Here is a 25,714-nt window from a genome sequence, read left to right on the forward strand (position 1 = left end):
GCTCCACCGACGCCGACCCGCTCACCCGGCTCGCCACCGACCGACCGCCGGACAGCCTCCGCTGCGCCGGCGGCGCCGAACTCGCCGAACTGGCCCCGCACTTGGAGCCGCTCGACGGCCTCGCCCGGCGCCGCCGCTGGACCGCGGGACTGCCCGCCGGACTGCGACCCCGGCTGCGGGCCGGCCGCGCGCTGTACGGCGTCCCCGCGGGCGTGCGCCGCACCAACCTGCTCTGGTCGAACCCCCGGGTGCTGGCCGACGCCGCCGCCGACCCCGCCCCGGCGGACCCAGGCCTGCTCATCGCCCAGCTCCAGCGCGTCACCGCCACCGGCCGCCCCGCACTCGCCGTCGGCGGCCCCGCCGAAGTGCTCCAGCTGGCCGAGACCGCCCTGCTGGCCGCCCACGGCCCCGACGCCTTCACCGCGCTCTGGCAGCCCGACGGCCCGTGGCGCACCACCGCCACCGCCACCGCGCTGCGCGTCCTGGACGCCCTGCTCGCCCACGCCGCCCCCGTCACCCCCGACGCCGACTGGACGGACGCCGCCCGGCTGCTGGGCACCGGCCAGGCCGGCTACCTGCTCACCGGCGACTGGGCCGACGGCTGGCTGCGCGAGAACCTCGCCCTGCGGGCCGGCGCCGACTACCGGTGGGCCGCCGCCCCCGGCACCGCGGCGCTGTTCCAGTCCCGCGCCGACGTCTTCGTCCTCCCCCGCGGCGCCCACCACCGCGACGCCGCCCTCGCCTGGCTCGACGTCTGCGCGAGCCTCGACGGCCAGATCGCCCTCAACGGCGCCCGCGCCGCCGTCCCGGCCCGCACCGACCTGCCCGAACCCACCCGCGCCCTGTTCGGCCCCTACGCCCGCTGGTCACTGGACGAGTGGCAGCACGGCCGCCCCCTGGACTCGCTCGCCCACGGCGGCCTGCTCACCCCTCGCCGCCGAACCGCCGCGCTCGCCGCCGCCACCGCGTTCACCACCCACCGCGACAGCACCCGGCTGGCCCGCGACCTGGCGGCCGGCTAGCCGGCGACCGCCTCCGCGGGCACCGGCGCCGGCACGTTCCGCCGCTCGGCCCGGACCCGGCGCAGCGCGTCCACGCTCAGTACCGCCAGCGCCACCCACACCAGCCCGAAGCCCGCCCAGCGGGCCGGCGCCATCGACTCGTGGAAGACCGTCACCCCGATCAGGAACTGGAACACCGGCGCCAGGTACTGCAACAGCCCCAGCGTGGTCAGCGGCACCCGCAGCGCCGCCGCGCCGAAGCACATCAGCGGCACCGCCGTGACCACGCCGCTGGCCACCAGCAGCGCGGTGTGCCCCCAGCCGTAGTGCCCGAGGCTGCCCTCGCCGCGCACCCCCAGGTACACCAGGAACCCGAGCGCGAACGGGAACATCACCGCGCTCTCCACGGCCAGGCTCTCCGGCCCGCCCAGTGCGACCTTCTTCTTCATCAGCCCGTACGTCGCGAACGAGAACGCGAGCGTCAACGCGATCCACGGCAGCCGCCCGTACGCCACCGTCAGCACCGCGACCGCGGCCACGCCGATGCCGACCGCCGCCCACTGCGCGGTCCGCAGCCGCTCACGCAGCACCAGCACGCCGAACGCGATCGTCACCAGCGGATTGATGAAGTACCCGAGACTCGTCTCCACCACGTGCCCGGAGTTCACGCCCCAGATGTACACGCCCCAGTTCACCGAGACCGTGGCCGCCGCCACCGCGAGCAGCGCCAGCCTGCGCGGCTGCCGCAGCAGCGGGCGTATCCAGCCCCAGCGGCGGCGTACCAGCAGCAGTGCCGCGACCGCCACCAGCGACCACACCATCCGGTTCGCCAGGATGTCCACCGCCCCGGCCGGCTCCAGCAGCGGCCAGAACAGCGGGAACAGCCCCCACATCCCGTACGCCGCGAAGCCGTTCCACAATCCGACCCTGGCCTCCCGCGAACTCTCCGCCATGGCCTGCCCTTCACCCGCGCACGAAACGTCCTACGAAAGGTAGCGGTACGCGGGTGAAGGTGTCATCCCCAAAAAGGACTTTGGCTCCTGACAAGGGGCGGGCCCCTAGTCGGTCACCGTCCAGGTGCTGGATCCCGCCAGCAGGCCGGCCAGCTCGCCCCGTCCCTTCTGCTCCTCGGCAAGGGCCAGCTGGTCCGCCATCTGCACGTCGTAGACCTCCCGCCGCACGTCCCGCAGCACCCCGATCGGCGTGTGGTGCAGCAGGTCCGCGTCGGCCAGCCGGGTCAGCGCGAACGCCGCCGTCGGACTGCTCGCGTGGGCGTCGTGGACGAGCGCCGTGCCCTCGCTCCGCGGAACGATCCGCAGCTCGCCGTCCGCCCCCCGCACCACGTGCCGGTCCGCGCCGGCCAGGATCGGCTGCCCGTGCTCCAGCCGGATGAGCGCCTCGTCCCGGGTGCCGGGCTCCTTGAGAACCTCGAACGCGCCGTCGTTGAAGATGTTGCAGTTCTGGTAGATCTCCACCAGCGCGGTGCCCTCGTGCTGCGCCGCGGCCCGCAGCACCGACTGCAGGTGCTGCCGGTCGGAGTCGATGGTCCGCGCCACGAAGCTCGCCTCCGCGCCGATCGCCAGCGAGAGCGGGTTGAAGGGCGCGTCCAACGAGCCCATCGGCGTGGACTTGGTGATCTTCCCGACCTCGCTGGTCGGCGAGTACTGACCCTTCGTCAGTCCGTAGATCCGGTTGTTGAACAGCAGGATCTTCAGATTGACGTTCCGGCGCAGCGCGTGGATCAGGTGGTTGCCGCCGATCGACAGCGCGTCGCCGTCGCCCGTCACCACCCAGACCGACAGGTCGGGGCGGGACGCGGCCAGGCCGGTGGCGATCGCCGGGGCGCGGCCGTGGATCGAGTGCATCCCGTAGGTGTTCATGTAGTACGGGAAGCGCGAGGAGCAGCCGATGCCGGAGACGAAGACAGTGTTCTCCCGGCGGATGCCGAGCTCCGGCATGAAGGACTGGACGGCGGCCAGGATCGCGTAGTCCCCGCAGCCGGGACACCAGCGCACTTCCTGGTCGGTCTTGAAGTCCTTTACGGACTGCGGGCCGTCGGCCTTGGGGACGAGCCGCAGCGCGGGGAAGTCGGTCATCGGGTCGCCTCCGCGTCGAGCGTGCCGATCGCCGCGTGCAGCACGTCGGCGAGTTGGGCGGCCTTGAACGGCAGGCCGCGCACCTGGTTGTAGGACTGGGCGTCGACGAGGTACTTCGCGCGCAGCAGCAGGGCGAGCTGTCCGAGGTTCATCTCGGGGACGATCACCCGCTCGTAGCGGCGCAGCACCGTGCCGAGGTTGGCCGGGAAGGGGTTGAGGTGGCGCAGGTGGGCCTGGGCGACCTGGCCACCGTCCGCCCGTACCCGGCGCACCGCGGCGGTGATCGGGCCGTAGGTGGAGCCCCAGCCGAGCACCAGGACGCGGGCCTCGCCGCTCGGGTCGTCGACCTCGACGTCCGGCACCTCGATGCCGTCGATCTTGGCCTGCCGGGTGCGGACCATGAAGTCGTGGTTCGCGGGGTCGTAGGAGATGTTGCCGGTGCCGTCCTGCTTCTCGATGCCGCCGATCCGGTGCTCCAGACCGGGGGTGCCGGGCACCGCCCACGGGCGGGCGAGGGTGTGCGGGTCGCGCTGGTAGGGGCGGAAGGTGCCGTCGGCGCCGTTCGGCTCGGTGGCGAACTCCACGCGCAGGTCCGGCAGTTCGTCGACGTCCGGGATCTTCCACGGCTCGGAGCCGTTGGCCAGGTAGCCGTCGGAGAGCAGGAAGACCGGGGTGCGGTAGGTGAGGGCGATCCGGGCGGCGTCGAGCGCGGCGTCGAAGCACTCGGCGGGCGTCGCGGGGGCCACGATCGGCACCGGGGCCTCGCCGTTGCGGCCGAACATCGCCTGCAGCAGGTCGGCCTGCTCGGTCTTGGTCGGCAGGCCGGTGGACGGGCCGCCGCGCTGGATGTCGACCACCAGCAGCGGCAGTTCCAGCGACACCGCCAGACCGATGGTCTCCGACTTCAGCGCCACACCCGGACCGGACGTGGTGGTCACGCCCAGCGCGCCGCCGAACGCCGCGCCGAGCGCCGCGCCGATGCCCGCGATCTCGTCCTCGGCCTGGAACGTCCGCACGCCGAAGTTCTTGTGCTTCGACAGCTCGTGCAGGATGTCCGAGGCCGGGGTGATCGGGTACGAGCCGAGGAACACCGGCAGCCCGGACCGCTCCCCCGCCGCGACCAGGCCGTACGACAGCGCCAGGTTCCCGGAGATGTTGCGGTACGTGCCGGCCGGCAGCTTGGCCGGCGGGACCTCGTAGGAGACCGCGAAGTCCTCGGTGGTCTCGCCGAAGTTCCAGCCCGCCCGGAACGCCGCCACGTTCGCCTCGGCGATCTGCGGCTTCTTCGCGAACTTCTGACGGAGGAACAGTTCGGTGCCGTGGGTGGGCCGGTGGTACATCCACGACAGCAGGCCGAGGGCGAACATGTTCTTCGCCCGCTCCGCGTCCTTGCGGGCCAGCCCGCTGTCCTTCAGCGCCTCCAGCGTCAGCGTGGTCAGCGGCACCGGGTGCAGCCGGAACGCCTCCAGCGAACCGTCGGCCAGCGGGTCCTTGTCGTACCCGACCTTCGCCAGCGCGCGCTTGGTGAACTCGTCGGTGTTGACGATGATCTCGGCGCCGGCCGGCAGGTCCGCCAGGTTCGCCTTCAGTGCCGCCGGGTTCATCGCCACCAGCACGTCGGGGGCGTCACCGGGCGTCAGGATGTCGTGGTCGGCGAAGTGCAACTGGAAGCTGGACACACCCGGCAGGGTGCCTGCGGGGGCCCGGATCTCCGCCGGGAAGTTCGGCAGGGTCGACAGGTCGTTGCCGAACGCCGCCGTCTCCGAGGTGAAGCGGTCGCCGGTGAGCTGCATGCCGTCGCCGGAGTCCCCGGCGAACCGGATGATCACCCGATCCAGCCGTCGGATCGGCTTGGGCGCCCGCCCGGACCCGTCCTGCGGGCCCGAACGGGGCGAGGCCGGGCCCGTCCGGCGCTCGCCGCCCGGGCCGTCCACTGCCTCTGACTGATCGACCTGACTGGTCACTGCCGCGGACCTCCTCGAAGGGGAGCCAGCAGCGGGCGTGAGCCGTGTGCCCCGTCCGCCTGGCGCACCAAGGAAATCCTAAACAGCTGACGCACCGCTGATAGGCAACTCGCGAAGACCGAAAATCGCGGGTCCTGGCCGGTCACGACTCCAAATACGCCAGCACCGCGAGAACCCGCCGGTGATCCTGCTGGCTCTGTCCCAAACCCAATTTCTGGAAGATGTTCGACACATGCTTCTCGACCGCACCGTCGGACACCACCAGTTGCTTGGCTATCGCGGCGTTGGTCCGGCCCTCCGCCATCAGCCCCAGCACCTCGCGCTCACGGGGCGTCAGATTCGCCAGCGTGTCCACCTGCCGGCTGCGGCTCAGCAGCTGCTGCACCACCTCCGGATCCAGCGCCGTCCCGCCCTGTGCGACCCGGGTCACCGCGTCGGCGAACTCCCGCACCTCCGCGACCCGGTCCTTCAGCAGGTAGCCCACGCCGCGGGTCGAACCCGCCAGCAGCTCACCCGCGTACTGCTCCTCCACGTGCTGCGACAGCACCAGCACACCCAGCTGCGGATACCGCTTGCGCAACTCCACGCACGCCCGCACCCCCTCGTCGGTGTGCGTCGGCGGCATCCGCACGTCCGCCACCACCACGTCCGGCAACGCGCCGCCCTCCTGCAGCCCGTCCACCGCCCGCAGCAGCGCGTCCCCGTCACCGACCCCCGCCACGACCTCCATCCCCCGGTCCGTCAGCAACCGCGTCAGCCCCTCCCGGAGCAGCACGGAATCCTCGGCGATCACCACACGCAACATGGGACGAACCCTAGCGCGAGGCGCTGCGCGAGCGGACGGGCGCGAAAGCGGGCGCGAACCCAGGGGCGCGTGGGGGTACCTCCCGGCCCGCCAGGGCTGGGAGGTACCCCCCACGCGCCCCTGGTGGTGCTCTCCCTGCTCCTCGCACCTCACATGGTGCGGATGGCCACCGTGTCGCACAGCTCCTGCAGCGCCGCCTTCGCCGGCCCGGCCGGCAGCGGGTCGAGCAGCGCACGCGCTTCCTCGGCGTAGCGCAGCGTCTCGCGGCGCGCCCGCTCCAGCGCCGGGTGCCGGCGCAGCAGGCGCAGGGCCTCGGCGTGGGCGTCGTCGTCGGACGCCAGGTCGGTGTCGAGGAGCTCGCGCAGCCGCGCGTCCTCGGGGTCGGCCGGGTCGACCGGCATCTGACGCAGCAGCAGGACGGGCAGCGTGGGGACGCCCTCGCGCAGGTCGGTGCCGGGGGTCTTGCCGGACTCGTGGCCGTCGCTGGCGATGTCGAGGACGTCGTCGGCGAGCTGGAACGCGGTGCCGATGCGCTCGCCGTACTGGGTGAGCAGGTCGACGATCCAGGGCTCGGCGCCGGCCATCATGGCGCCGAAGCGGCAGGAGACGGCGATCAGCGAGCCGGTCTTGCCGGACAGCACGTCCAGGTAGTGGCGCAGCGGGTCGTCCTCGGGGCGGGGCCCCACGGTCTCCAGGATCTGACCGGTGACCAGCCGCTCGAAGGCGTCGGCCTGGACCCGGACGGCCTCGGGGCCGAGGTCGGAGAGCACCTGGGAGGCGCGGGAGAACAGGAAGTCGCCGGTGAGGATGGCGACCGAGTTGTCCCAGCGGCTGTTGGCGCTGGGGGCGCCGCGCCGCACGGGGGCCTCGTCCATCACGTCGTCGTGGTACAGCGTCGCGAGGTGGGTCAGTTCGACCACCACAGCGGACGGCACCACCCCGGACGCGCCGGGGTCGCCGAACTGGGCGGCGAGCATCACCAGCAGCGGCCTGAACCGCTTCCCCCCGGCCTCGATGAGGTGGCTGGCGGTCACCGTGATGAAGGGCACGTCGCACTTGACGGCCTCGATCAGGGCGGCCTCCACGGCCTCCATCCCGGCCTGGACGTCGCGGGTCAGATCGCGGTCCTGCACGCTCAGCCCGAAGGGCCCCACGACGGTCACGCTGACCACTCCTGTCCCTGGTCGATCCAGCGGGCCGGTCCCTCAGCGCCGCCGATGCACATACAAGGCAGCGTATCCGGTCCGGAGTGGATCACTGCACGGGCATGGTCCTTCCTCCCCTGGTGGCGGGAGGTGGGACCGGACCGGACCCGCCTCCCGCACCGGGGAACGATCAACGGATGAAGACCGAGGCCTTGGTGGCCAGGTCGAGGAAGTACTGCGGGAGCAGACCCAGGCCCAGGGTGACCAGCACGCCGAAGGCGATGGCAGTGGCGGTGAGGGTGCTGGGGACGGCGACCGCGGGGCCGGAGGGCTGGGGGTCGGAGAAGAACATCAGGACGATGACGCGGATGTAGAAGAAGGCGGCGATCGCGGAGGACAGCACACCGACGATGACCAGCGGGGTGGCGCCGCCGCCGGCCGCGGCCTGGAAGACGGCGAACTTGCCGGTGAAGCCGGAGGTGAGCGGGATGCCCGCGAAGGCCAGCAGGAACAGGGCGAACACCGCGGCGAGGAGCGGGGAGCGGCGGCCCAGGCCGGCCCAGTTGGACAGGTGGGTGGCCTCGCCCTTGGAGTCGCGGACCAGGGTGACGACGGCGAACGCGCCGAGGGTGACGAAGGAGTAGGCGAGCAGGTAGAAGAGGACGGCGGCGACGCCGCGCCGGTCGGTGGCGATCAGGCCGGTGAGGATGAAGCCGGCGTGCGCGACCGAGGAGTAGGCGAGGAGGCGCTTCACGTCCTGCTGGGTGACGGCGAGGATCGAGCCGACCACCATGGTGAGGATCGCGACGCCCCACATGACGGGCCGCCAGTCCCAGCGGATGCCGGGGAAGGCGACGTAGAACAGCCGCAGCAGCGCGCCGAACGCGGCGGTCTTGGTGGCGGCCGCCATGAACCCGCTGACGGGGGTGGGCGCGCCCTGGTAGACGTCCGGCGTCCAGGAGTGGAACGGCACCGCGCCGACCTTGAACAGCAGGCCGACGGCGAGCATGGCCAGGCCGATCAGCAGCAGCGCGTCGTTCTGGGTGGTGACGGCGAGCGCCGGGGTGACGGGGGCGGTGCCGGCGACCACGTCGGCGATCTCGCCGAGCCGGAGGGTGCCCGCGTAGCCGTAGACCAGCGCGGTGCCGAACAGGAAGAACGCGGAGGCGAACGCGCCGAGCAGGAAGTACTTGACGGCGGCCTCCTGCGAGAGCAGGCGGCGGCGCCGGGCGATCGCGCACATCAAGTACAGCGGCAGGGACAGCACTTCGAGCGCCACGAACATGGTGAGCAGGTCGTTGGAGGCGGGGAAGAGCAGCATGCCGCCGACCGCGAACAGGGTGAGCGGGTAGATCTCGGTGGTCCGCAGGCCCTCGCGGGTGGCTTCGCGTTCCTGTTCGCCGCCGGGGACGGCGGCGGCCTGCGCGGCGAACGCGTCGATCCGGTGGCCGTTGATGCGCGGCTCCAGCCGGCCCTCGGCGTAGGTGAGGACGGCGAGGACGGCGGTCAGCAGGATGACGCCCTGCAGGAACAGCGCGGGCCCGTCGATGGCGACCGAGCCCATCGCCAACAGGCCCGCCCTGGTGGAGGCGTGGCCCTGGGCGGCGAGCACCACCACGGCGACGAAGCCGCCGACCAGGCCGACCAGCGAGATGCCGAGCTGGGCGGCGGCGCGCAGCCGCCGCGGCAGGAACGCCTCGGCCAGGACGCCGACCAGTGCCGCGCCGAACACCACGAGCATCGGCGAGAGCTGGCCGTACTCGATGTGCGGGGCGGGGATGCTCGGACTGTTGCCGCCGACGGCGGCCAGCACGTGGGTGGAGATCACTTCTGCTCACCTCCGTTGGTGGCGGCGACCGGGTGGGCGGGCGCGGGATCGATGCGGTGGACCTGGCTGAGGGTGTCGTTCACGGCGGGGTTCACGATCCGGGTGAGCGACTGCGGGTAGACGCCGAGCAGCAGCGTGAGGGCCACCAGCGGGGCGACGACGGCGAGTTCACGGGCCTTCAGGTCGGGCATGCCCGTGACGGACTCCTTCACCGGGCCGGTCATGGTGCGCTGGTACAGCATCAGCGCGTACAGCGCGGCCAGCACGATGCCGAAGGTGGCGATGATGCCGATCACCGGGTAGCGGGTGAACGTGCCGACCAGGACCAGGAATTCACTGACGAACGGGGCCAGGCCGGGCAGCGACAGCGTGGCCAGGCCGCCGATCAGGAAGGTGCCCGCCAGGACGGGGGCGACCTTCTGCACGCCGCCGTAGTCGGCGATCAGCCGCGAGCCGCGGCGGGAGATCAGGAAGCCCGCCACCAGCATCCACGCGGCGGTGGAGATGCCGTGGTTGACCATGTAGAGGGTGGCGCCGGACTGGCCCTGGCTGGTCATCGCGAAGATGCCCATGATGATGAACCCGAAGTGCGAGATGGACGCGTAGGCGACCAGCCGCTTGATGTCCTTCTGGCCGATGGCGACCAGCGCGCCGTAGACGATGCCGATCAGCGACAGCACCAGGATCGCCGGGGCGAAGGTCTTGGAGGCGTCCGGGAACAGGCCGAGGCAGAACCGGAGCATCGCGAAGGTGCCGACCTTGTCGACGACCGCCGTGATCAGGACGGCGGTTCCGGCGGTGGACTCGCCCATCGCGTTCGGCAGCCAGGTGTGCAGCGGCCACAGCGGGGCCTTCACCGCGAAGGCGAAGAAGAAGCCGAGGAACAGCGCGCGCTGCACGGTCGGGTCGATCACCAGCTTGCCGGAGGAGATCGCGTCGGTCAGCGCGGGCAGGCTGAACGTCGCCTGCCCCTGGTCGCCGGCCACCACGTACAGGCCGATCACGGCGGCCAGCATGACCAGTCCGCCGAGCAGGTTGTACAGCAGGAACTTGACCGCCGCGTACGAGCGTTGGCGGGCCGAGTCGGGTCCGCCGGCCCGGTCGCCGAAGCCGCCGATCAGGAAGTACATCGGGATCAGCATGGCTTCGAAGAACACGTAGAACACGAACACGTCGGTGGCCAGGAAGGACACCAGCACCATCGCCTCGACGGCGAGGATCAGGGCGAAGAAGCCCTGGGTGCGGCGCTTGGACTCGAAGGAGCCCTCGGGCGCGGCCGGGTCTGCGTCGTGCCAGCCGGCCAGCATCACCAGCGGCACCAGCACGGCGGTGAGCAGCGCCAGCACGGTGCCGATGCCGTCCGCGCCGAGCGAGAAGCTGATCCCGAAGGACCGGATCCAGCTGTAGGACTCGGTCAACTGGTAGCGGGGGCCGTCGGGTTCGAAGGCGGCGGCGACCGCGATCGCCAGGCCCAGGGTGGCCGCCGAGACCGCGAGCGCGACGGCCTTGGTGGTGCGCCGCCGGGCCTCGCCGGTGCCGGCCGGGAGGGCAGCGGTGAGCACTGCTCCGGCGGCCGGGACGGCACAGGTGGCGGAGAGGAGGTAGCTCATCAGACCGACCTCATCAGGAGAGTGGAGGCGACCAGCACCAGCGTGCCGCCGAACATGGAGAGCGCGTACGTCCGGACGTATCCGGTCTGGATCCGGCGCAGCCGGCCGGACAGGCCGCCGATGGCGGCGGCCAGGCCGTTGACGAAGCCGTCCAGGCCCTTGCTGTCGAACCAGACCAGGGTGGCGGCGAGCGCCGAGCCGGGCCGGACCAGGACGGCGTGGTTGAAGTCGTCCTGCAGCAGGTCGCGGCGGGCGGCCCGGGTGAGCAGCGAGCCGACCGGCGCCTTCACCGGGACGGGGCCGCGGCCGTACATGACGTAGGCCAGGCCGACGCCGGCCAGCATGCAGACGGTGGCGATGACGCTGACCACGTACGAGTTGAACGGCGGGTGGCCCTCCTGGTGGCCGGTGACCGGCTCCAGGAAGTTCAGGAAGGAGCTGCCGAGGGTGAACAGGCCGCCGGCGAACACCGAGCCGAAGGCCAGCACGATCATCGGGATGGTCATGGTCTTCGGGGACTCGTGCGGGTGCGGCAGGTTGCCGTCCCCGTCGGGCTGCCAGCGCTTCTCGCCGAAGAAGGTGAGCAGCACCACCCGGGTCATGTAGAACGCGGTGATCACGGCGCCGGTCAGCGCGCACAGGCCGAGGATCCAGCCCTCGGCGCCGCCCTTGGCGAACGCCGCGTCGATGATCTTGTCCTTCGACCAGAAGCCGGACAGCAGCGGGAAGCCGATGAGCGCGCCGGTGCCGAGCAGGAAGGTCCAGAAGGTGACCGGCATGTACTTGCGCAGCCCGCCGTAGTGCCGCATGTTCACCTCGTCGTTCATGCCGTGCATGACCGACCCGGCGCCGAGGAACAGCCCGGCCTTGAAGAAGCCGTGGGTGACCAGGTGCATGATCGCGAAGGCGTAGCCGATCGGGCCGAGGCCGGCCGCCATGATCATGTAGCCGATCTGCGACATGGTCGAGCCGGCCAGCGCCTTCTTGATGTCGTCCTTGGCGCAACCGACGATCGCACCGAACACCAGCGTCACCGCGCCGACCACCACGACGGCGGTCTGCGCGTCGGGGGCCAGGTTGAAGATCGCCGCGGAGCGGGTGATCAGGTAGACGCCGGCGGTGACCATGGTGGCGGCGTGGATCAGCGCGGAGACCGGGGTCGGACCCTCCATCGCGTCGCCCAGCCAGGACTGCAGCGGGACCTGCGCGGACTTGCCGCAGGCGGCGAGCAGCAGCATCAGGGCGATCGCGGTGAGCTTGCCCTGGCTCGCGTCGCCGGCCGCGCCGAACACCGGGCCGAAGGCGAACGAGCCGAACTCGGCGAACATCAGCATGATCGCGACGGACAGGCCCATGTCGCCGACCCGGTTGACGATGAACGCCTTCTTGGCGGCCGTCGCGGCGCTCGGCTTGTGCTGCCAGAACCCGATCAGCAGGTAGGACGCCAGGCCGACGCCCTCCCAACCGACGTACAGCAGCAGGTAGTTGTCGGCCAGCACCAGGATCAGCATGGCGGCCAGGAACAGGTTCAGGTAGCCGAAGAACCGACGGCGGCGCTCGTCGTGCGCCATGTAGCCCACCGAGTAGAGGTGGATCAACGAGCCGACGCCGGTGATCAACAGCACGAAGACGATGGACAGTTGGTCGAGCTGGAAGGAGATGTCGGCCTGGAAGCCGTCCACCGGGATCCAGGTGTACAGCCGCTCGACGACGGCGCGGTGCTCGGCGTCACGGCCGAGCATGTCCGCGAACAGGGCGAGGCCGAAGGCGAAGGACAGCGCCGCGAGTGCGGTCGCGATCCAGTGCCCGAACCGGTCCAGGGCCCGTCCGCCGAGCAGCAGCAGGGCAGCGCCGGCCAGCGGCGCCGCGACCAGCAGCGGAATGAGAGAGTTCACTGAAGGGCCCTCCGCCTACAGCTTCATCAGGTTGCTGTCGTCGACCGAAGCGGAGTGCCTGGTCCGGAAGATGGAGACGATGATGGCGAGGCCGACCACGACCTCGGCCGCCGCGACCACCATCGTGAAGAACGCGAGGATCTGACCGTCCAGGTTGCCGTGCAGCCGGGAGAACGTGACCAGCGCCAGGTTCGAGGCGTTCAGCATCAGCTCCACGCACATGAACAGCACGATCGCGTTGCGGCGGATCAGCACGCCCGAGGCGCCGATGGTGAACAGCAGCGCGGCCAGGTACAGGTAGTTGACCGGGTTCACTCCGCCTCCTCCTTGGTCGGGGTCGGCACGGTCTCCAGTGCCTGGCGGGGCCCGGCCACCTGCGGGCGGGCGGAGGACGGCCGGCCGAGCCAGTCGGCGGTGGCCTCCTCCAGTTCGGCCATCCGCTGCAGCATCTCCTGGCTGACGTCGCGGATCTGGCCGCGCTCGCGCAGGGTGCTCATCACCGAGTCCTCGGCGACGGTGCCGTCGGGCAGCAGCGCCGGGATGTCCACCGCGTTGTGCCGGGCGTACACGCCGGGGGCGGGCAGCGGCGGCACCTGGATGTTGTCCTTGACGCGCTGTGCGGCCAGTTGACGCTGGGTCAGGCGCTCGCGGATCTTCTCGCGGTGGGTCAGCACCATGGCGCCGATCGCCGCGGTGATCAGCAGCGCGCCGGTCACCTCGAACGCCCACACGTACTTGGTGAAGATCAGCTTGGCCAGGCCCTGCACGTTGCCCTCGGCGTTCGCCTCGGACAGGCCGGTGAAGTGCGACAGCTTCGCGTTCGCCAGGCCGGCGATCAGCAGCACGCCGAAGCCCACGCCGCAGAGCACGGCGGCGACCCGCTGGCCCTTCAGCTGCTCCTTCAGCGAGTCCTCCGAGGAGACGCCGACCAGCATCACCACGAACAGGAACAGCATCATGATCGCGCCGGTGTAGACCACGATCTGCACCACGCCCAGGAACACCGCGCCCTGCGCCAGGTAGCAGACCGCCAGCGACAGCATGGTCGCGGCCAGGCAGAGCGCCGAGTGCACCGCCTTCTTCATCAGCAGCATGCCGAGCGCCCCGCCGACCGCGATCACGGCCAGCACCCAGAACTGCACGGCCTCGCCGGTGGAGGTCATGACTGCGCCTCCTTGTCGCGCGCGTGCTTCTCCTGCTGCACGGTGCCCGGCGCGGCGCCGGTGATCTCGCCCCGGTAGTACGCGCCCTCGTCGGCGCCCGGGAAGATCGAGTGCGGCGAGTCGACCATGCCCTCGGTCAGCCCGACCAGCAGCTGCTCCTTGGTGAAGATCAGGTCCTGCCGGCTGGAGTCGGCCAGCTCGTACTCGTTGGTCATGGTGAGCGCCCGGGTCGGGCAGGCCTCGATGCACAGCCCGCACAGGATGCAGCGGGCGTAGTTGATCTGGTAGACCGCGCCGTAGCGCTCGCCGGGCGAGTAGCGCTCGTCGTCGCGGTTGTCGGCGCCCTCGACGTAGATCGCGTCGGCGGGGCAGGCCCAGGCGCACAGCTCGCAGCCGATGCACTTCTCCAGGCCGTCCGGGTGCCGATTCAGCTGGTGACGGCCGTGGAAGCGCGGAGCGGTGGGCTTCTTGCACTCCGGGTACTGCTCGGTGAGCCGCTTCTTGAACATGGCCTTGAAGGTCACGCCGAAGCCGGCGGCCGGCCCGAGGATCGACTTCTCCGAGGATTCGTCAGACATGGCTGGGCTCAGCTCCCTTCGGAATGGTCGGCCCCGTTGAGGGCGTCCTGGAGTTGCGGGGTCCGGCGACGGCGGCGCGGGACGGGCGGCAGTTCCTGACCGGGCAGCGGCGGCACCGGGTAGCCGCCGGCCATCGGGTCGAAGGCCGCGGGCGGGGCGGCGGCGGGCGGCTCCTCGGGCTTCTTCCGCACCAGGTCGGCCACCAGCGCGATCACCAGGATCGCCGCCAGCGGGGCGCCCACGTACAGCAGCACCTTGGTGAAGTCGTAGCCCTCGTTGCGCAGCGCCCGCACCGCCGACACCATCACCAGCCACACCAGGGAGACCGGGATGAGCACCTTCCAGCCGAGCTTCATGAACTGGTCGTAGCGCAGCCGGGGCAGTGTGCCGCGCAGCCAGATGAAGAAGAACAGCAGCAGCTGGATCTTCAGCACGATCCACAGCATCGGCCACCAGCCGTGGTTGGCCCCCGCCCAGAAGGTGGAGATCGGCCACGGGGCCCGCCAGCCGCCGAGGAACAGCGTCGAGGCGACCGCCGAGACGGTGACCATGTTGACGTACTCGGCCAGCATGAACATCGCGAACTTCAGCGAGGAGTACTCGGTGTTGAAGCCGCCGACCAGCTCGCCCTCGGCCTCCGGGAGGTCGAACGGGGCGCGGTTGGTCTCGCCGACCATCGCGATGATGTAGACGATGAACGACACCGGCAGCAGCACCGCGAACCAGGTCGGCTGCTGCGAGGCGACGATCTCCGAGGTCGACATCGAGCCCGAGTAGATGAACACCGCCGCGAACGACAGGCCCATCGCGATCTCGTAGCTGATCATCTGGGCGGACGAGCGGATGCCGCCGAGCAGCGGGTACGTCGAGCCGGACGACCAGCCGGCCAGCACGATGCCGTAGATGCCCACCGAGGCGGTGGCCAGGATGTACAGCAGCGCGATCGGCAGGTCGGTGAGCTGCAGCGGGGTGCGGGTGCCGAAGATCGACACCTCGTTGCCGGCCGGGCCGAACGGGATCACCGCGAACGCCATGAACGCGGGGATCGCCGCGACGATCGGCGCCAGGATGTAGACCGCCTTGTCGGCGCCCTTCACCACCAGGTCTTCCTTCAGCGCCAGCTTCACGCCGTCGGCCAGCGACTGCAGCAGACCCCAAGGACCGTGCCGGTTGGGGCCGATCCGCAGCTGCATCCAGGCGACGACCTTGCGCTCCCAGACGATCGCGATCAGCACCGTCAGCACCAGGAACGCGAAGCAGAACACCGCCTTCAGCAGCACCAGCCACCACGGGTCGCGGCCGAAGAAACCGAGGGTGTCGTACGCGGCAGCGACCATCGTGGGCTGCTGCGAAGCAAAGTCCAGCATCACGATTCCTCCGCCGGGGCGATGGTGACCAGGTGGCCGAGCGTGGTGCCGAGCGTGCGGTGCGCGCCGCCGCCGGGCGTCGAGTTGAGCGGCAGCCAGACCGTGCGGTCCGGCATCGCCTCGGTGACCTCCAGCGGCAGGGTCAGCGACCCGGCCGGGCCGGAGATCCGCAGCAGCGCTCCGGTCGCGCCGATCTCGGCGGCGGTGGCGGCGGACAGCCGGGCCACCACCGGGTGCCGGGTGCCGGCCAGGTGCTGGTCGCCGTCCTGCAGCGAGCCGTTGTCGAGCAGCATCCGGTGCCCGGCCAGCACGGCCTGCCCGGTCACCGGGCGGGGCAGCGTGCCGGGGTGCGCGCCGGGCGCGGCCGGGCGGTCGCCCTGCCACGGGGCGAAACGGTCCAGCTCCAGCCGGGCCGCCCGGACGTCGGGCAGGCCGATCGGCTTCTCCAGCGCGTCCGCGACCATGGACAGCACCCGGACGTCCGAGTGCAGGTGGCGGCCCATCAGCTGGTCGGGCTTGATGGCCGGTTCGAACATCCGGACCCGGCCCTCCCAGTCCAGGAAGGTGCCGGCCTTCTCGGCGACGGCGGCGACCGGCAGCACCACGTCGGCACGCGCCGTCACCGCGGACGGGCGCAGCTCCAGCGAGAGCACGAACTCGGCGCTCTCCAGGGCCTGTTCGGCGAACGCCGGGTCCGGCAGGTCGTCCAGGCCGACACCGCCGACCACCAGCGCGTCCAGTTCGCCCGCGACGGCGGCGGCCAGGATCCGGCCGGTGTCGCGGCCGGGGGCGGCGGGCAGGTCGTCGACGCCCCAGTGCGCGGCGGCCTCGGCGCGTGCGGCGGGCACCTCGACGGCCCGGCCGCCGGGCAGCAGCCCGGGCAGCGCGCCGGCCTCGACCGCGCCGCGCTCACCGGCCCGGCGCGGCACCCAGGCGAGCTTCGCCCCGGTGGTCCGCGCCAGGCCCAGCGCGGCGGTCAGGCCGCCGGCGGTCTGGGCGAGCCGTTCGCCGACCAGGATCACCGCGCCCGGGGAGCGCAGCGCGTCCGCGCAGCGGCCCGCGTCGTCGGCGAGCACCTCGTCGCCCGCGAGCGCGCCGAGCCACTCGGCCTCGGTGCCGGGGGCGGCGGGCAGCAGCGCGCCGTGCAGCTTGGCGAGGCCCCGGGTGGCGTGCGAGGCGATCGAGAACACCCGCAGTCCGCTCGCCCGGTTGGCCTTGCGCAGCCGCAGGAAGACGATCGGCGCCTCCTCCTCGGCCTCCAGTCCGGCCAGCAGCACGGCCGGTGCGGCCTCCAGCTCGCGGTACGTCACGCCGCCGCCGTCCAGGTCCACGCCCTGCCCGGCGACGGCGGCGGCCAGGAACTCGGCCTCCTCGCCGCTGTGCGGGCGGGAGCGGAAGTCGACGTCGTTGGTGCCGAGCGCGAGGCGCGCGAACTTCCCCCAGCCGTAGGCGTCCTCGACGGTGACCCGGCCGCCGACCAGCGCCGCGGCCCGCTTGCCGCGCAGCCCCTCGGCGACCCGGGCGAGCGCCTCCGGCCAGGACACAGCGACGAGTTCGCCGTCCTGCCGGACCATCGGCGAGGTGAAGCGGTCACGCTGCTGCGCGTACCGGAACGCGAACCGGCCCTTGTCGCAGTTCCACTCCTCGTTGACCTCCGGCTCGTTGCCGGCCAGCCGCCGCATCACCTTGCCGCGCCGGTGGTCGGTGCGCTGCCCGCAGCCCGCCGAGCAGTGCTCGCACACGGACGGCGAGGACACCAGGTCGAACGGGCGGGAGCGGAACCGGTAGGCGGCGGAGGTGAGCGCGCCGACCGGGCAGATCTGGATGGTGTTGCCGGAGAAGTACGAGTCCAGCGGCTGGTCGTCGCCGGTGCCGACCTGCTGGAGCGCGCCGCGCTCGACCAGGTCGATGAACGGGTCGCCGGCGATCTGCTGCGAGAACCGGGTGCAGCGCGCGCACAGCACGCACCGCTCGCGGTCCAGCAGCACCTGGGTGGAGAGCGGGATCGGCTTCTCGTACGTCCGCTTCACGCCCTCGAACCGGGACTCCGCGGCGCCGTTCGTCATCGCCTGGTTCTGCAGCGGGCATTCGCCGCCCTTGTCGCAGACCGGGCAGTCCAGCGGGTGGTTGATCAGCAGCAGCTCCATCACGCCGTGCTGCGCCTTCTCGGCGACCGGCGAGGACAGCTGGGTGCGCACCATCATGCCCTCGGCGACCGGGATGGTGCAGGAGGCGACCGGCTTGCGCTGTCCCTCGATCTCCACGATGCACTGGCGGCACGCCCCGGCGGGGTCGAGCAGCGGGTGGTCGCAGAAGCGCGGGATCTGGGTGCCGATCTGCTCGGCGGCGCGGATCACCAACGTGCCCTTGGGGACGCTGACTTCGACGCCGTCGATGGTGAGCGTGACCAGCTCGGTCTGGGTGGAGGAAGGCTCCGTGACCGTCACGCGTGCACCTCCCTCTCGGTGGCGGACTCGTGGACGGAGGCCCGGTCGGCCCAGACGGTGGAGGCCGCCGGGTCGAACGGGCAGCGGTGTTCGTTGATGTGCTGCTCGTACTCGGCGCGGAAGTGCTCCAGCGAGGAGACGATCGGGCTGGCGGCGCCGTCGCCCAGCGCGCAGAACGACTTGCCGTTGATGTTGTCGGCGATGTCCAGCAGCTTCTCCAGGTCGCCGGGCACGCCCTGGCCGGCCTCGATCCGCTTCAGCAGCTGGACCAGCCAGTAGGTGCCCTCCCGGCAGGGGGTGCACTTGCCGCAGGACTCGTGGGCGTAGAACTCGGTCCACCTGGTGACGGCCCGCACCACGCAGGTGGTTTCGTCGAACACCTGCAGCGCCTTGGTGCCGAGCATCGAGCCGGCCGCGCCGACGCCCTCGTAGTCGAGCGGGACGTCGAGGTGCTGGTCGGTGAACATCGGGGTGGACGAGCCGCCCGGCGTCCAGAACTTGAGGCGGTGCCCGGACCGGACGCCGCCGGTGATCTCCAGCAGCTGGCGGAGCGTGATGCCGAGCGGGGCCTCGTACTGGCCGGGGTTGGTGACGTGCCCGGACAGCGAGTACAGCGTGAAGCCGGGCGACTTCTCGGTGCCCAGCGACTTGAACCAGTCCTTGCCGCGGGCCAGGATCGGCGGCACCGAGGCGATCGACTCGACGTTGTTGACCACCGTCGGGCAGGCGTACAGGCCGGCGATCGCCGGGAACGGCGGGCGCAGCCGGGGCTGGCCGCGGCGGCCCTCCAGCGAGTCCAGCAGCGCGGTCTCCTCGCCGCAGATGTACGCGCCGGCGCCCGCGTGCACGGTGATGTCCAGGTCGACGCCCTCGCCGAGGGCGTCCTTGCCGAGGAACCCAGCCTCGTACGCCTCGGCGACCGCCGCCTGGAGGCGGCGCAGCACCGGGACGACCTCGCCGCGCAGGTAGATGAAGGCGTGGTTGCAGCGGATCGCGTAGGAGGCGATCGCCATGCCCTCGATCAGCGAGTGCGGGTTGGCGAACAGCAGCGGGATGTCCTTGCAGGTGCCCGGCTCGGACTCGTCGGCGTTGACCACCAGGTAGTGCGGCTTGCCGTCGTTCTGCGGGATGAACTGCCACTTCATGCCGGTGGGGAAGCCGGCGCCGCCGCGGCCGCGCAGGCCGGAGTCCTTGACCAGGGCGATCACCTCGTCCGGGGCCATCGCCAGGGCGGCCCGGAGGCCGTCGTAGCCGCCGTGCCGGCGGTAGGTGTCGAGGGTCCAGGGGCGGTGGTCGTCCCAGGACGCGGAGAGGACCGGGGAGAGCAGCTTCTCGGCCGGCTCGGCGGAGGTCATCACGCTTCCGTCCCTTCGTGCCGGGGGGAGACCACCTTGGCGCCCGGGGTGCCGGGCAGCGCCTCGCCCTTGGCCAGCCGCAGGCCGGCCAGCGAGGGCGCGCCACCGGCCCCGGACTCGTCGACCGCGCCCTCGCGCGGGTCGGCGAAGCCGGCCAGGATCCGGGAGGTCTCCTTGAACGAGCAGAGCTTCGCGCCGCGGGTCGGCCGGACCTCTTCGCCGGCCCGTAGCCGGTCCACCAGCTCCCGTGCGGATTCCGGCGTCTGGTTGTCGAAGAACTCCCAGTTCACCATCACCACGGGCGCGTAGTCGCAGGCCGCGTTGCACTCGATCCGCTCGATCGAGATGGCGCCGTCCTCGGTGGTCCGGTTGTTCTCGATCTCCAGGTGCTGCTTCAGCTCGTCGAAGATCTGGTCGCCGCCGAGCACCGCGCACAGCGTGTTGGTGCACACCCCGACGTGGTGCTCGCCGGCCGGGCGGCGGCGGTACATGGTGTAGAAGGTGGCGACCGCGGTGACCTCGGCGGTGGTGAGGTCCAACTGCTCGGCGCAGAACCGGATTCCGGTGGAGGAGACGTAGCCCTCCTCGGCCTGCACCAGGTGCAGCAGCGGCAGCAGCGCGGAGCGGGAGTGCGGGTAGCGGGCGATCAGTTCGGCGGCGTCGGCGGCCAGCCGCTGCGCGACCTCCGGCGGGTAGGGCTTGGCCGGCAGCGCCGGCAGGCCGAGTTCTGTGCTGCTCACCGGTCCACGCCTCCCATCACCGGGTCGATCCCGGCCACTGCCACGATCACGTCGGCCACCTGGCCGCCCTCGCACATCGCCGCCACCGTCTGCAGGTTGGTGAACGACGGGTCGCGGAAGTGCACCCGGTAGGGCCGGGTGCCGCCGTCGCTGACCACGTGCACGCCGAGCTCGCCCTTGGCCGACTCGACGGCCGCGTACGCCTGGCCGACCGGCACCTTGAAACCCTCGGTGACCAGCTTGAAGTGGTGGATCAGGGCCTCCATCGAGGTGCCCATGATCTTCCGGATGTGGTCCAGCGAGTTGCCCATGCCGTCGGGGCCGACGGCGAGTTGGGCGGGCCAGGCGATCTTCTTGTCGCCGACCATCACCGGTCCCGGCTTGAGCCGGTCCAGGCACTGCTCGACGATCCGCAGCGACTGCTTCATCTCCTCCAGGCGGATCACGAACCGCCCGTAGGAGTCGCAGCTGTCGGCCGTCGCGACGTCGAACTCGTAGTTCTCGTACCCGCAGTACGGGTCGGTCTTGCGCAGGTCGTGCGGCAGCCCGGTGGAGCGCAGGATCGGGCCGGTGGCGCCGAGCGCCAGGCAGCCGGGCAGGTCGAGGAAGCCGACGTCGACCAGGCGGGCCTTGAACACCGGGTTGTCGGCGGCGAGTTTGTCGTACTCGTGGGCCCGGGAGCGGAGCAGCCTGACGCTCTCGCGGATCTTGTCGACGGCGCCGGGCGGCAGGTCCTGGGCCAGGCCGCCGGGGCGGATGTAGGCGTGGTTCATCCGCAGGCCGGTGACCAGCTCGAAGATGTCCAGGATGACCTCGCGGTCGCGCAGGCCGTAGATCATCAGGGTGGTGGAGCCGATCTCCATGCCGCCGGTGGCGAGGGCCACCAGGTGCGAGGAGATCCGATTCAGCTCCATCATCAACACCCGGATCACGGACGCCCGTTCGGGGATGTCGGCGGTGATCCCGAGGAGCTTCTCCACGGCCAGGCAGTAGGCGGTCTCGTTGAACAGCGGAGTGAGGTAGTCCATCCGCGTCACGAACGTGGTGCCCTGCACCCAGTTGCGGAACTCCATGTTCTTCTCGATGCCGGTGTGCAGGTAGCCGATGCCGCAGCGGGCCTCGGTGACCGTCTCGCCGTCGATCTCCAGGATCAGCCGCAGCACGCCGTGGGTGGACGGGTGCTGCGGGCCCATGTTGACGATGATCCGCTCGTCGTCGGCGCCCGCGACGGCCTCGGCGACCTCGCCCCAGTCGCCACCGGTGACGGTGAACACCCGTCCCTCGGTGGTCTCCCTGGAGCCCGCTTCGTATTGTGTGCTGCTCATCAGGTGTACGACCTCCGCTGGTCGGGCGCCGGGATCTGGGCGCCCTTGTACTCGACGGGGATGCCGCCGAGCGGGTAGTCCTTGCGCTGCGGGTGCCCCAGCCAGTCGTCCGGCATCATGATCCGGGTGAGCGCCGGATGGCCCTCGAAGACCAGTCCGAAGAAGTCGTAGGTCTCCCGCTCGTGCCAGTCGTTGGTCGGGTAGACGTCCACCACGGACGGGATCCGCGGGTCCGCGTCGGGCGCGGTCACCTCGATCCGGATCAGCCGGCCGTGGGTGATCGACCGCAGGTGGTAGACCGCGTGCAGCTCCCGGCCCGCCTCGCTCGGGTAGTGCACGCCGCTGACGCCCAGGCACAGTTCGAACCGCAGCGCCGGGTCGTCGCGCAGGATCCGCACCGCCTTCAGCAGGTGCTCGCGGGCGACGTGGAAGGTCAGTTCGCCGCGGTCGACGACGGTCTTCTCGATCACGTCGTCGACGTCGAGGCCCTGCTCCTCCAGCGCGCCCTCGAACTCGTCGGCCACCTCGTCGAAGTAGCCCCCGTACGGGCGCTCGCTCGGGCCGGGCAGCACGATCGGGGCGTTCAGCCCGCCGAAGCCGGAGGTGTCGCCGGTGCCCTGCGCACCGAACATGCCCCGCCGGGTGCCGACCACCTCGACCGGGATCTCCCGCCTGGTCGCCGGGACTTCGGGCTTCTCGTTCTCGGCCTTGTCCTGCTCGCTCATCGCAGCAGCCCCCGCATCTCGCTGGTCGGGGTGGCCTGCAGCGCGAGGCGCTCGGCCTCCTCCTCGGCCCGGCGGCGGTTCACGCCGAGCTTCTCGTGCTGGATCTTGTCGTGCAGCTTCAGGATCGCGTCCATCAGCATCTCCGGGCGGGGCGGGCAGCCCGGCAGGTAGATGTCCACGGGGACGATGTGGTCGACGCCCTGGACGATCGCGTAGTTGTTGAACATGCCGCCGGAGGAGGCGCACACGCCCATCGAGATGACCCACTTGGGGTTCGGCATCTGGTCGTACACCTGGCGCAGCACCGGGGCCATCTTCTGGCTGACCCGGCCGGCCACGATCATCAGGTCGGCCTGCCGCGGCGAACCGCGGAACACCTCCATGCCGAACCGGGCCAGGTCGTAGCGGCCCGCGCCGGTGGTCATCATCTCGATCGCGCAGCAGGCGAGCCCGAAGGTGGCCGGGAAGACCGAAGCCTTCCGCACCCAGCCGGCGGCGGCCTCCACGCTGGTGAGCAGAAAGCCGCTCGGCAGCTTCTCCTCGATACCCATCAGTTCCCTCTCAATGCCTTCGAGTCCGGTGGCTTGTCCGCCAGTTCACAAGCGACGCAGCACAAACGACGCAGCACATACGGCGGCGGGGCGTGGTCAGTCCCACTCCAGGCCGCCGCGGCGCCAGACGTAGGCGTAGGCGACGAACACGGTGGCGATGAACAGGAGCATCTCGACCAGCCCGAAGATCCCCAGGGCGTCGAAGCTGACCGCCCACGGGTAGAGGAAGACGATCTCGATGTCGAAGACGATGAAAAGCATCGCCGTCAGGTAGTACTTGATCGGGAACCGACCGCCGCCCACGGGCTGCGGGGTCGGTTCGATGCCGCACTCGTACGCCTCCAACTTGGCCCGGTTGTAGCGCTTCGGGCCGGTGAGCGAGGCCATCACGACGGAGCCGACCGCGAACGCCGCGGCGATGGCACCGAGTACGAGGATCGGCGCGTAGGCATTCATAGCCCCGCTCCCTCCGTCCAGTCGTCCTTGACTGCAGATCGGAACCACCAGGTCACCAGCGGTGAACCGATGATCCACTTCGTGAGATCCGGCTCCATGTGAGGCAGTTCACAAAGCCAGGTTGGAGCGCATCCTATGCCCGTCTGCTTGTGATCTGCGACACGCAGTTCCCGACGATCTTTGTGACCTTCGCCACCCGACGAACCCGGACGGAGCAGGACGGGGCACCACTGTTCGACCCAGAGCAGGCACTTGGCCACATACAGTCGCAACTCACCGCGAAGCGGCTGCCGTTTGACCACGGCCTATATCAATTCTGCGGCGGATCAAGCAAATTTCGGAGTGATCCGGTTTACGTGATAGAGGACCTCACTCGGCAGGTGGACCCCGGTCGGCACCCGCTTGACCCTTCGTTCACAAGCTCTCGGGAACGGCCGCCCGACGCCGCCCCCACTCCGTCCCGGCCAGCACCGCCAGCGCCCCCAGCACCGCGAGCGGCCCGAGCCGGTCACCCGCCAGCGCGACCCCGAACACCGCCGCCCACAGCGGCTCGGTGCCCAGCAGCAGGCTCGCCCATGACGGCGACGTGGCCCGCACCGCCCACAGCTGCACGAAGAACGCGAACAGCGTGCACAGCAGCGACAGGTACAGCAGCAGACCCCAGCGCTGCCCGTCGAAGGACGCCGCCACCGACCACGGAGACGGCCCGGCGAACGGCGACGCCACCACGAACACCGCCGTGGCGAAAGCCAGTTGGATCCACGTCAGGGCCAGCGGGTCCACCCCGCGCACCGACCGCAGCCGAGCCGTCGCCAGCACGTTCACCGTCCGCGCGCCCGCCGCGCCCAGCACCAGCAGGTCACCCGCCGACGGCGCCCGCAGCCCGCCGTTCCCGGTCAGCAGCGCCACCCCCAGCACCGACAGGCCCGCCGCCGCCAGGAACGCCCCCGACGGCGCGCTGCGCCGCAACGCCGCCTCCGCGAGCGGCGTGAACACCATCGTCAGGCTGATCACCAGCCCCGCGTTGGTCGCCGAGGTGTGCACCGCCCCGTACGTCTCCAGCAGGAAGACCGCACCCAGCACCAGCCCCAGCAGCGCCCCGCCGCCCCACTGGCGCGCCGTGAGGACGCGCAGCCGGCCCCACGCCGCCGCTCCGAGCACCGGCAGCACCAGAGCGAACCGCAGTGCCAGTACGGCGACCACCGTGTCCGGCTCCGCGACCCGCTTCACCACCAGGAAGCTCGACCCCCACACCACCGCCACCGCCAGCAGCGGCAGATCACGCACGAAGCGGGGGCGGGCAGCAACGGATGCGACGGCCATGGCGGGACTCCCGGTGACGCGGTGGAGAGCCCGTGCACCGTCGAACGGGTCGAAGAACGCCGCACACCCTCCCGCACGCGAACGGCGGCGGGCAAGCGATTTCCGCCTGCCCGCCGCCGCTGTTCGGCCGCCCCCCGGATCAGGCCCGGGGAGCCACCTTCGCGAGGCCGTTGATGATCCGGTCCGCGGCGTCGCCGCCGGTCGGGTCGGTGAGGTTGGCCAGCAGCTTGAGGACGAACTTCATCAGCACCGGGTGGGTGAGGCCGCGCTCGGCGGCGATCCGCATCACCCGGTCGTTGCCGATCATCTTCACGAACGCCCGGCCGAGCGTGTAGTAGCCGCCGTAGGTGTCCTTGAGGATCTGCGGGTAGCGGGCCAGCGCCCGCTCCCGGCCCTCCGGCGTGATCCGGGCCATCGCCTGGACGATGACGCCGGCCGCGAGTTGGCCGGATTCCATCGCATAGGCGATGCCCTCGCCGTTGAACGGGTTGACCATGCCGCCGGCGTCGCCGACCAGCAGCAGGCCCCGGGTGTAGTGCGGCTGCCGGTTGAAGGCCATCGGCAGCGCGGCGCCGCGGATCGGCTCGGTCATGTTCTCCGGCGTGTAGCCCCACTCCTCGGGCATGCCGGCGCACCAGCTCTTCAGCACCTCGCGCCAGTTCAGGTCACCGAACGCGGGCGAGGAGTTGAGGATGCCGAGGCCGACGTTGGAGGTGCCGTCGCCCATGCCGAAGATCCAGCCGTAGCCGGGCAGCAGCTTCTTCTGGCCACCGCGGGTGTCCCACAGCTCCAGCCAGGACTCCAGGTAGTCGTCGTCGTGCCGCGGCGACGTGAAGTACGTCCGGTAGGCGACGCCCATCGGCCGGGACTCGATCCGGTGCAGGCCCATGGCCAGCGACAGCCGGGTCGAGTTGCCGTCCGCGGCGACCACCAGCGGCGCGTGGAAGGCGACTTCGCGCTTCTCCGGGCCGAGCTTGGCGGTCACGCCGGTGATCCGGCCGGTGCGGTCCTGGATCGGGCCGCTGACATTGCAGTTCTCGTACAGCCGGGCGCCGGCCTTCTGCGCCTGACGGGCCAGCAGCTCGTCGAAGTCCGCGCGCTTGCGCACCAGCCCGTAGTCCGGGAACGAGGCCAGCTCCGGCCAGTCCAGCTCCAGCCGGACGCCGCCGCCGATGATCCGCAGACCCTTGTTGGGCAGCCAGCCGTTCTCTGCGGACACGTCGATGCCCATGTCCACCAACTGCTTGACGGCGCGCGGCGTCAGACCGTCGCCGCACACCTTCTCGCGCGGGAACTCGGTCTTCTCCAGCAGCAGCACGTCCAGGCCCGCCTGGGCCAGC

At 71.2% G+C, this 25,714-nt stretch carries 22 protein-coding genes; 1 reads left to right on the plus strand and 21 read right to left on the minus strand.

The genetic code is table 11. From position 1 onward, the window contains the following. Positions 1-1,022, plus strand: a 1,022-nt coding sequence (locus IEZ12_RS16665; protein ID WP_189272730.1) for an extracellular solute-binding protein, incomplete at its 5' end; no start/stop codon positions are given. Here IEZ12_RS16665 and rarD read toward each other — a convergent pair. The 21 genes from rarD to IEZ12_RS16770 form a co-directional block, all read right to left on the minus strand. Further along, on the minus strand, positions 1,019-1,954 hold the full coding sequence (rarD, locus tag IEZ12_RS16670) for an EamA family transporter RarD (RefSeq protein WP_189272731.1): 936 nt from the start codon (positions 1,952-1,954) through the stop codon (positions 1,019-1,021). The genes IEZ12_RS16665 and rarD overlap by 4 nt on opposite strands. Before the next feature lie 105 nt (positions 1,955-2,059). Next, positions 2,060-3,097 (minus strand): 2-oxoacid:ferredoxin oxidoreductase subunit beta, encoded by a 1,038-nt coding sequence (locus IEZ12_RS16675; protein WP_189272732.1) that lies wholly within the window; start codon positions 3,095-3,097, stop codon positions 2,060-2,062. After that, complete coding sequence (locus tag IEZ12_RS16680; protein WP_189272733.1) at positions 3,094-5,061, minus strand: 2-oxoacid:acceptor oxidoreductase subunit alpha; 1,968 nt, start codon at positions 5,059-5,061, stop codon at positions 3,094-3,096. The genes IEZ12_RS16675 and IEZ12_RS16680 overlap by 4 nt, the downstream gene beginning before the upstream one ends. Before the next feature lie 142 nt (positions 5,062-5,203). Beyond that, positions 5,204-5,863, minus strand: a complete 660-nt coding sequence (locus IEZ12_RS16685; protein ID WP_189272788.1) for a response regulator transcription factor — start codon at positions 5,861-5,863, stop codon at positions 5,204-5,206. 152 nt (positions 5,864-6,015) lie between these two features. Then, positions 6,016-7,029, minus strand: coding sequence for a polyprenyl synthetase family protein (locus IEZ12_RS16690; RefSeq protein ID WP_043915682.1), 1,014 nt, complete (start codon positions 7,027-7,029; stop codon positions 6,016-6,018). A 172-nt stretch (positions 7,030-7,201) separates the two neighbouring features. Further along, positions 7,202-8,839, minus strand: a complete 1,638-nt coding sequence (nuoN, locus tag IEZ12_RS16695; RefSeq protein WP_189272734.1) for an NADH-quinone oxidoreductase subunit NuoN — start codon at positions 8,837-8,839, stop codon at positions 7,202-7,204. Then, a complete protein-coding gene (locus IEZ12_RS16700) occupies positions 8,836-10,449 on the minus strand; it encodes an NADH-quinone oxidoreductase subunit M (RefSeq protein WP_189272735.1) in 1,614 nt (537 codons plus the stop codon). The genes nuoN and IEZ12_RS16700 overlap by 4 nt, the downstream gene beginning before the upstream one ends. After that, on the minus strand, positions 10,449-12,344 hold the full coding sequence (nuoL, locus tag IEZ12_RS16705) for an NADH-quinone oxidoreductase subunit L (protein WP_189272736.1): 1,896 nt from the start codon (positions 12,342-12,344) through the stop codon (positions 10,449-10,451). The genes IEZ12_RS16700 and nuoL overlap by 1 nt, the downstream gene beginning before the upstream one ends. A gap of 15 nt (positions 12,345-12,359) precedes the next feature. Beyond that, positions 12,360-12,659, minus strand: coding sequence for an NADH-quinone oxidoreductase subunit NuoK (nuoK, locus tag IEZ12_RS16710; protein ID WP_043915678.1), 300 nt, complete (start codon positions 12,657-12,659; stop codon positions 12,360-12,362). Next, positions 12,656-13,507, minus strand: a complete 852-nt coding sequence (locus IEZ12_RS16715; RefSeq protein ID WP_189272737.1) for an NADH-quinone oxidoreductase subunit J — start codon at positions 13,505-13,507, stop codon at positions 12,656-12,658. The genes nuoK and IEZ12_RS16715 overlap by 4 nt, the downstream gene beginning before the upstream one ends. Further along, complete coding sequence (gene nuoI / locus IEZ12_RS16720) at positions 13,504-14,085, minus strand: NADH-quinone oxidoreductase subunit NuoI (protein ID WP_189272738.1); 582 nt, start codon at positions 14,083-14,085, stop codon at positions 13,504-13,506. The genes IEZ12_RS16715 and nuoI overlap by 4 nt, the downstream gene beginning before the upstream one ends. Positions 14,086-14,093: 8 nt before the next feature. After that, positions 14,094-15,452, minus strand: coding sequence for an NADH-quinone oxidoreductase subunit NuoH (gene nuoH, locus IEZ12_RS16725; protein ID WP_373295485.1), 1,359 nt, complete (start codon positions 15,450-15,452; stop codon positions 14,094-14,096). Beyond that, positions 15,452-17,899: an NADH-quinone oxidoreductase subunit G gene (locus IEZ12_RS16730; RefSeq protein ID WP_189272739.1), complete on the minus strand. Its 2,448-nt coding sequence runs from the start codon at positions 17,897-17,899 to the stop codon at positions 15,452-15,454. Before IEZ12_RS16730 ends, nuoH begins: the two co-directional genes overlap by 1 nt. Beyond that, positions 17,896-19,254 (minus strand): NADH-quinone oxidoreductase subunit NuoF, encoded by a 1,359-nt coding sequence (gene nuoF / locus IEZ12_RS16735; protein ID WP_189272740.1) that lies wholly within the window; start codon positions 19,252-19,254, stop codon positions 17,896-17,898. The genes IEZ12_RS16730 and nuoF overlap by 4 nt, the downstream gene beginning before the upstream one ends. Next, the gene (nuoE, locus tag IEZ12_RS16740; RefSeq protein ID WP_043915673.1) at positions 19,254-19,994 is read right to left on the minus strand and encodes an NADH-quinone oxidoreductase subunit NuoE; all 741 of its coding nucleotides are present in this window, start codon (positions 19,992-19,994) and stop codon (positions 19,254-19,256) included. Before nuoE ends, nuoF begins: the two co-directional genes overlap by 1 nt. Further along, entirely contained in the window at positions 19,991-21,319 is a 1,329-nt protein-coding gene (locus tag IEZ12_RS16745; protein WP_189272741.1) for an NADH-quinone oxidoreductase subunit D, read from the minus strand. Before IEZ12_RS16745 ends, nuoE begins: the two co-directional genes overlap by 4 nt. Then, complete coding sequence (locus IEZ12_RS16750) at positions 21,319-22,044, minus strand: NADH-quinone oxidoreductase subunit C (protein WP_100587506.1); 726 nt, start codon at positions 22,042-22,044, stop codon at positions 21,319-21,321. Before IEZ12_RS16750 ends, IEZ12_RS16745 begins: the two co-directional genes overlap by 1 nt. Next, a complete protein-coding gene (locus IEZ12_RS16755) occupies positions 22,041-22,595 on the minus strand; it encodes a NuoB/complex I 20 kDa subunit family protein (protein ID WP_043915670.1) in 555 nt (184 codons plus the stop codon). The genes IEZ12_RS16750 and IEZ12_RS16755 overlap by 4 nt, the downstream gene beginning before the upstream one ends. Positions 22,596-22,691: 96 nt before the next feature. Then, positions 22,692-23,051, minus strand: a complete 360-nt coding sequence (locus IEZ12_RS16760) for an NADH-quinone oxidoreductase subunit A (protein ID WP_014137597.1) — start codon at positions 23,049-23,051, stop codon at positions 22,692-22,694. A 414-nt stretch (positions 23,052-23,465) separates the two neighbouring features. Further along, positions 23,466-24,374 carry a DMT family transporter gene (locus IEZ12_RS16765; protein ID WP_189272742.1) on the minus strand — a complete coding sequence of 303 codons (909 nt, stop codon included), beginning with the start codon at positions 24,372-24,374 and terminating at the stop codon, positions 23,466-23,468. 139 nt (positions 24,375-24,513) lie between these two features. Then, positions 24,514-25,714 (minus strand): geranylgeranyl reductase family protein (locus tag IEZ12_RS16770; RefSeq protein ID WP_229847600.1); only part of this gene is annotated, 1,201 nt, incomplete at its 5' end.

This window comes from Kitasatospora griseola (genome assembly GCF_014648555.1).
Taxonomy (GTDB): domain Bacteria; phylum Actinomycetota; class Actinomycetes; order Streptomycetales; family Streptomycetaceae; genus Kitasatospora; species Kitasatospora griseola.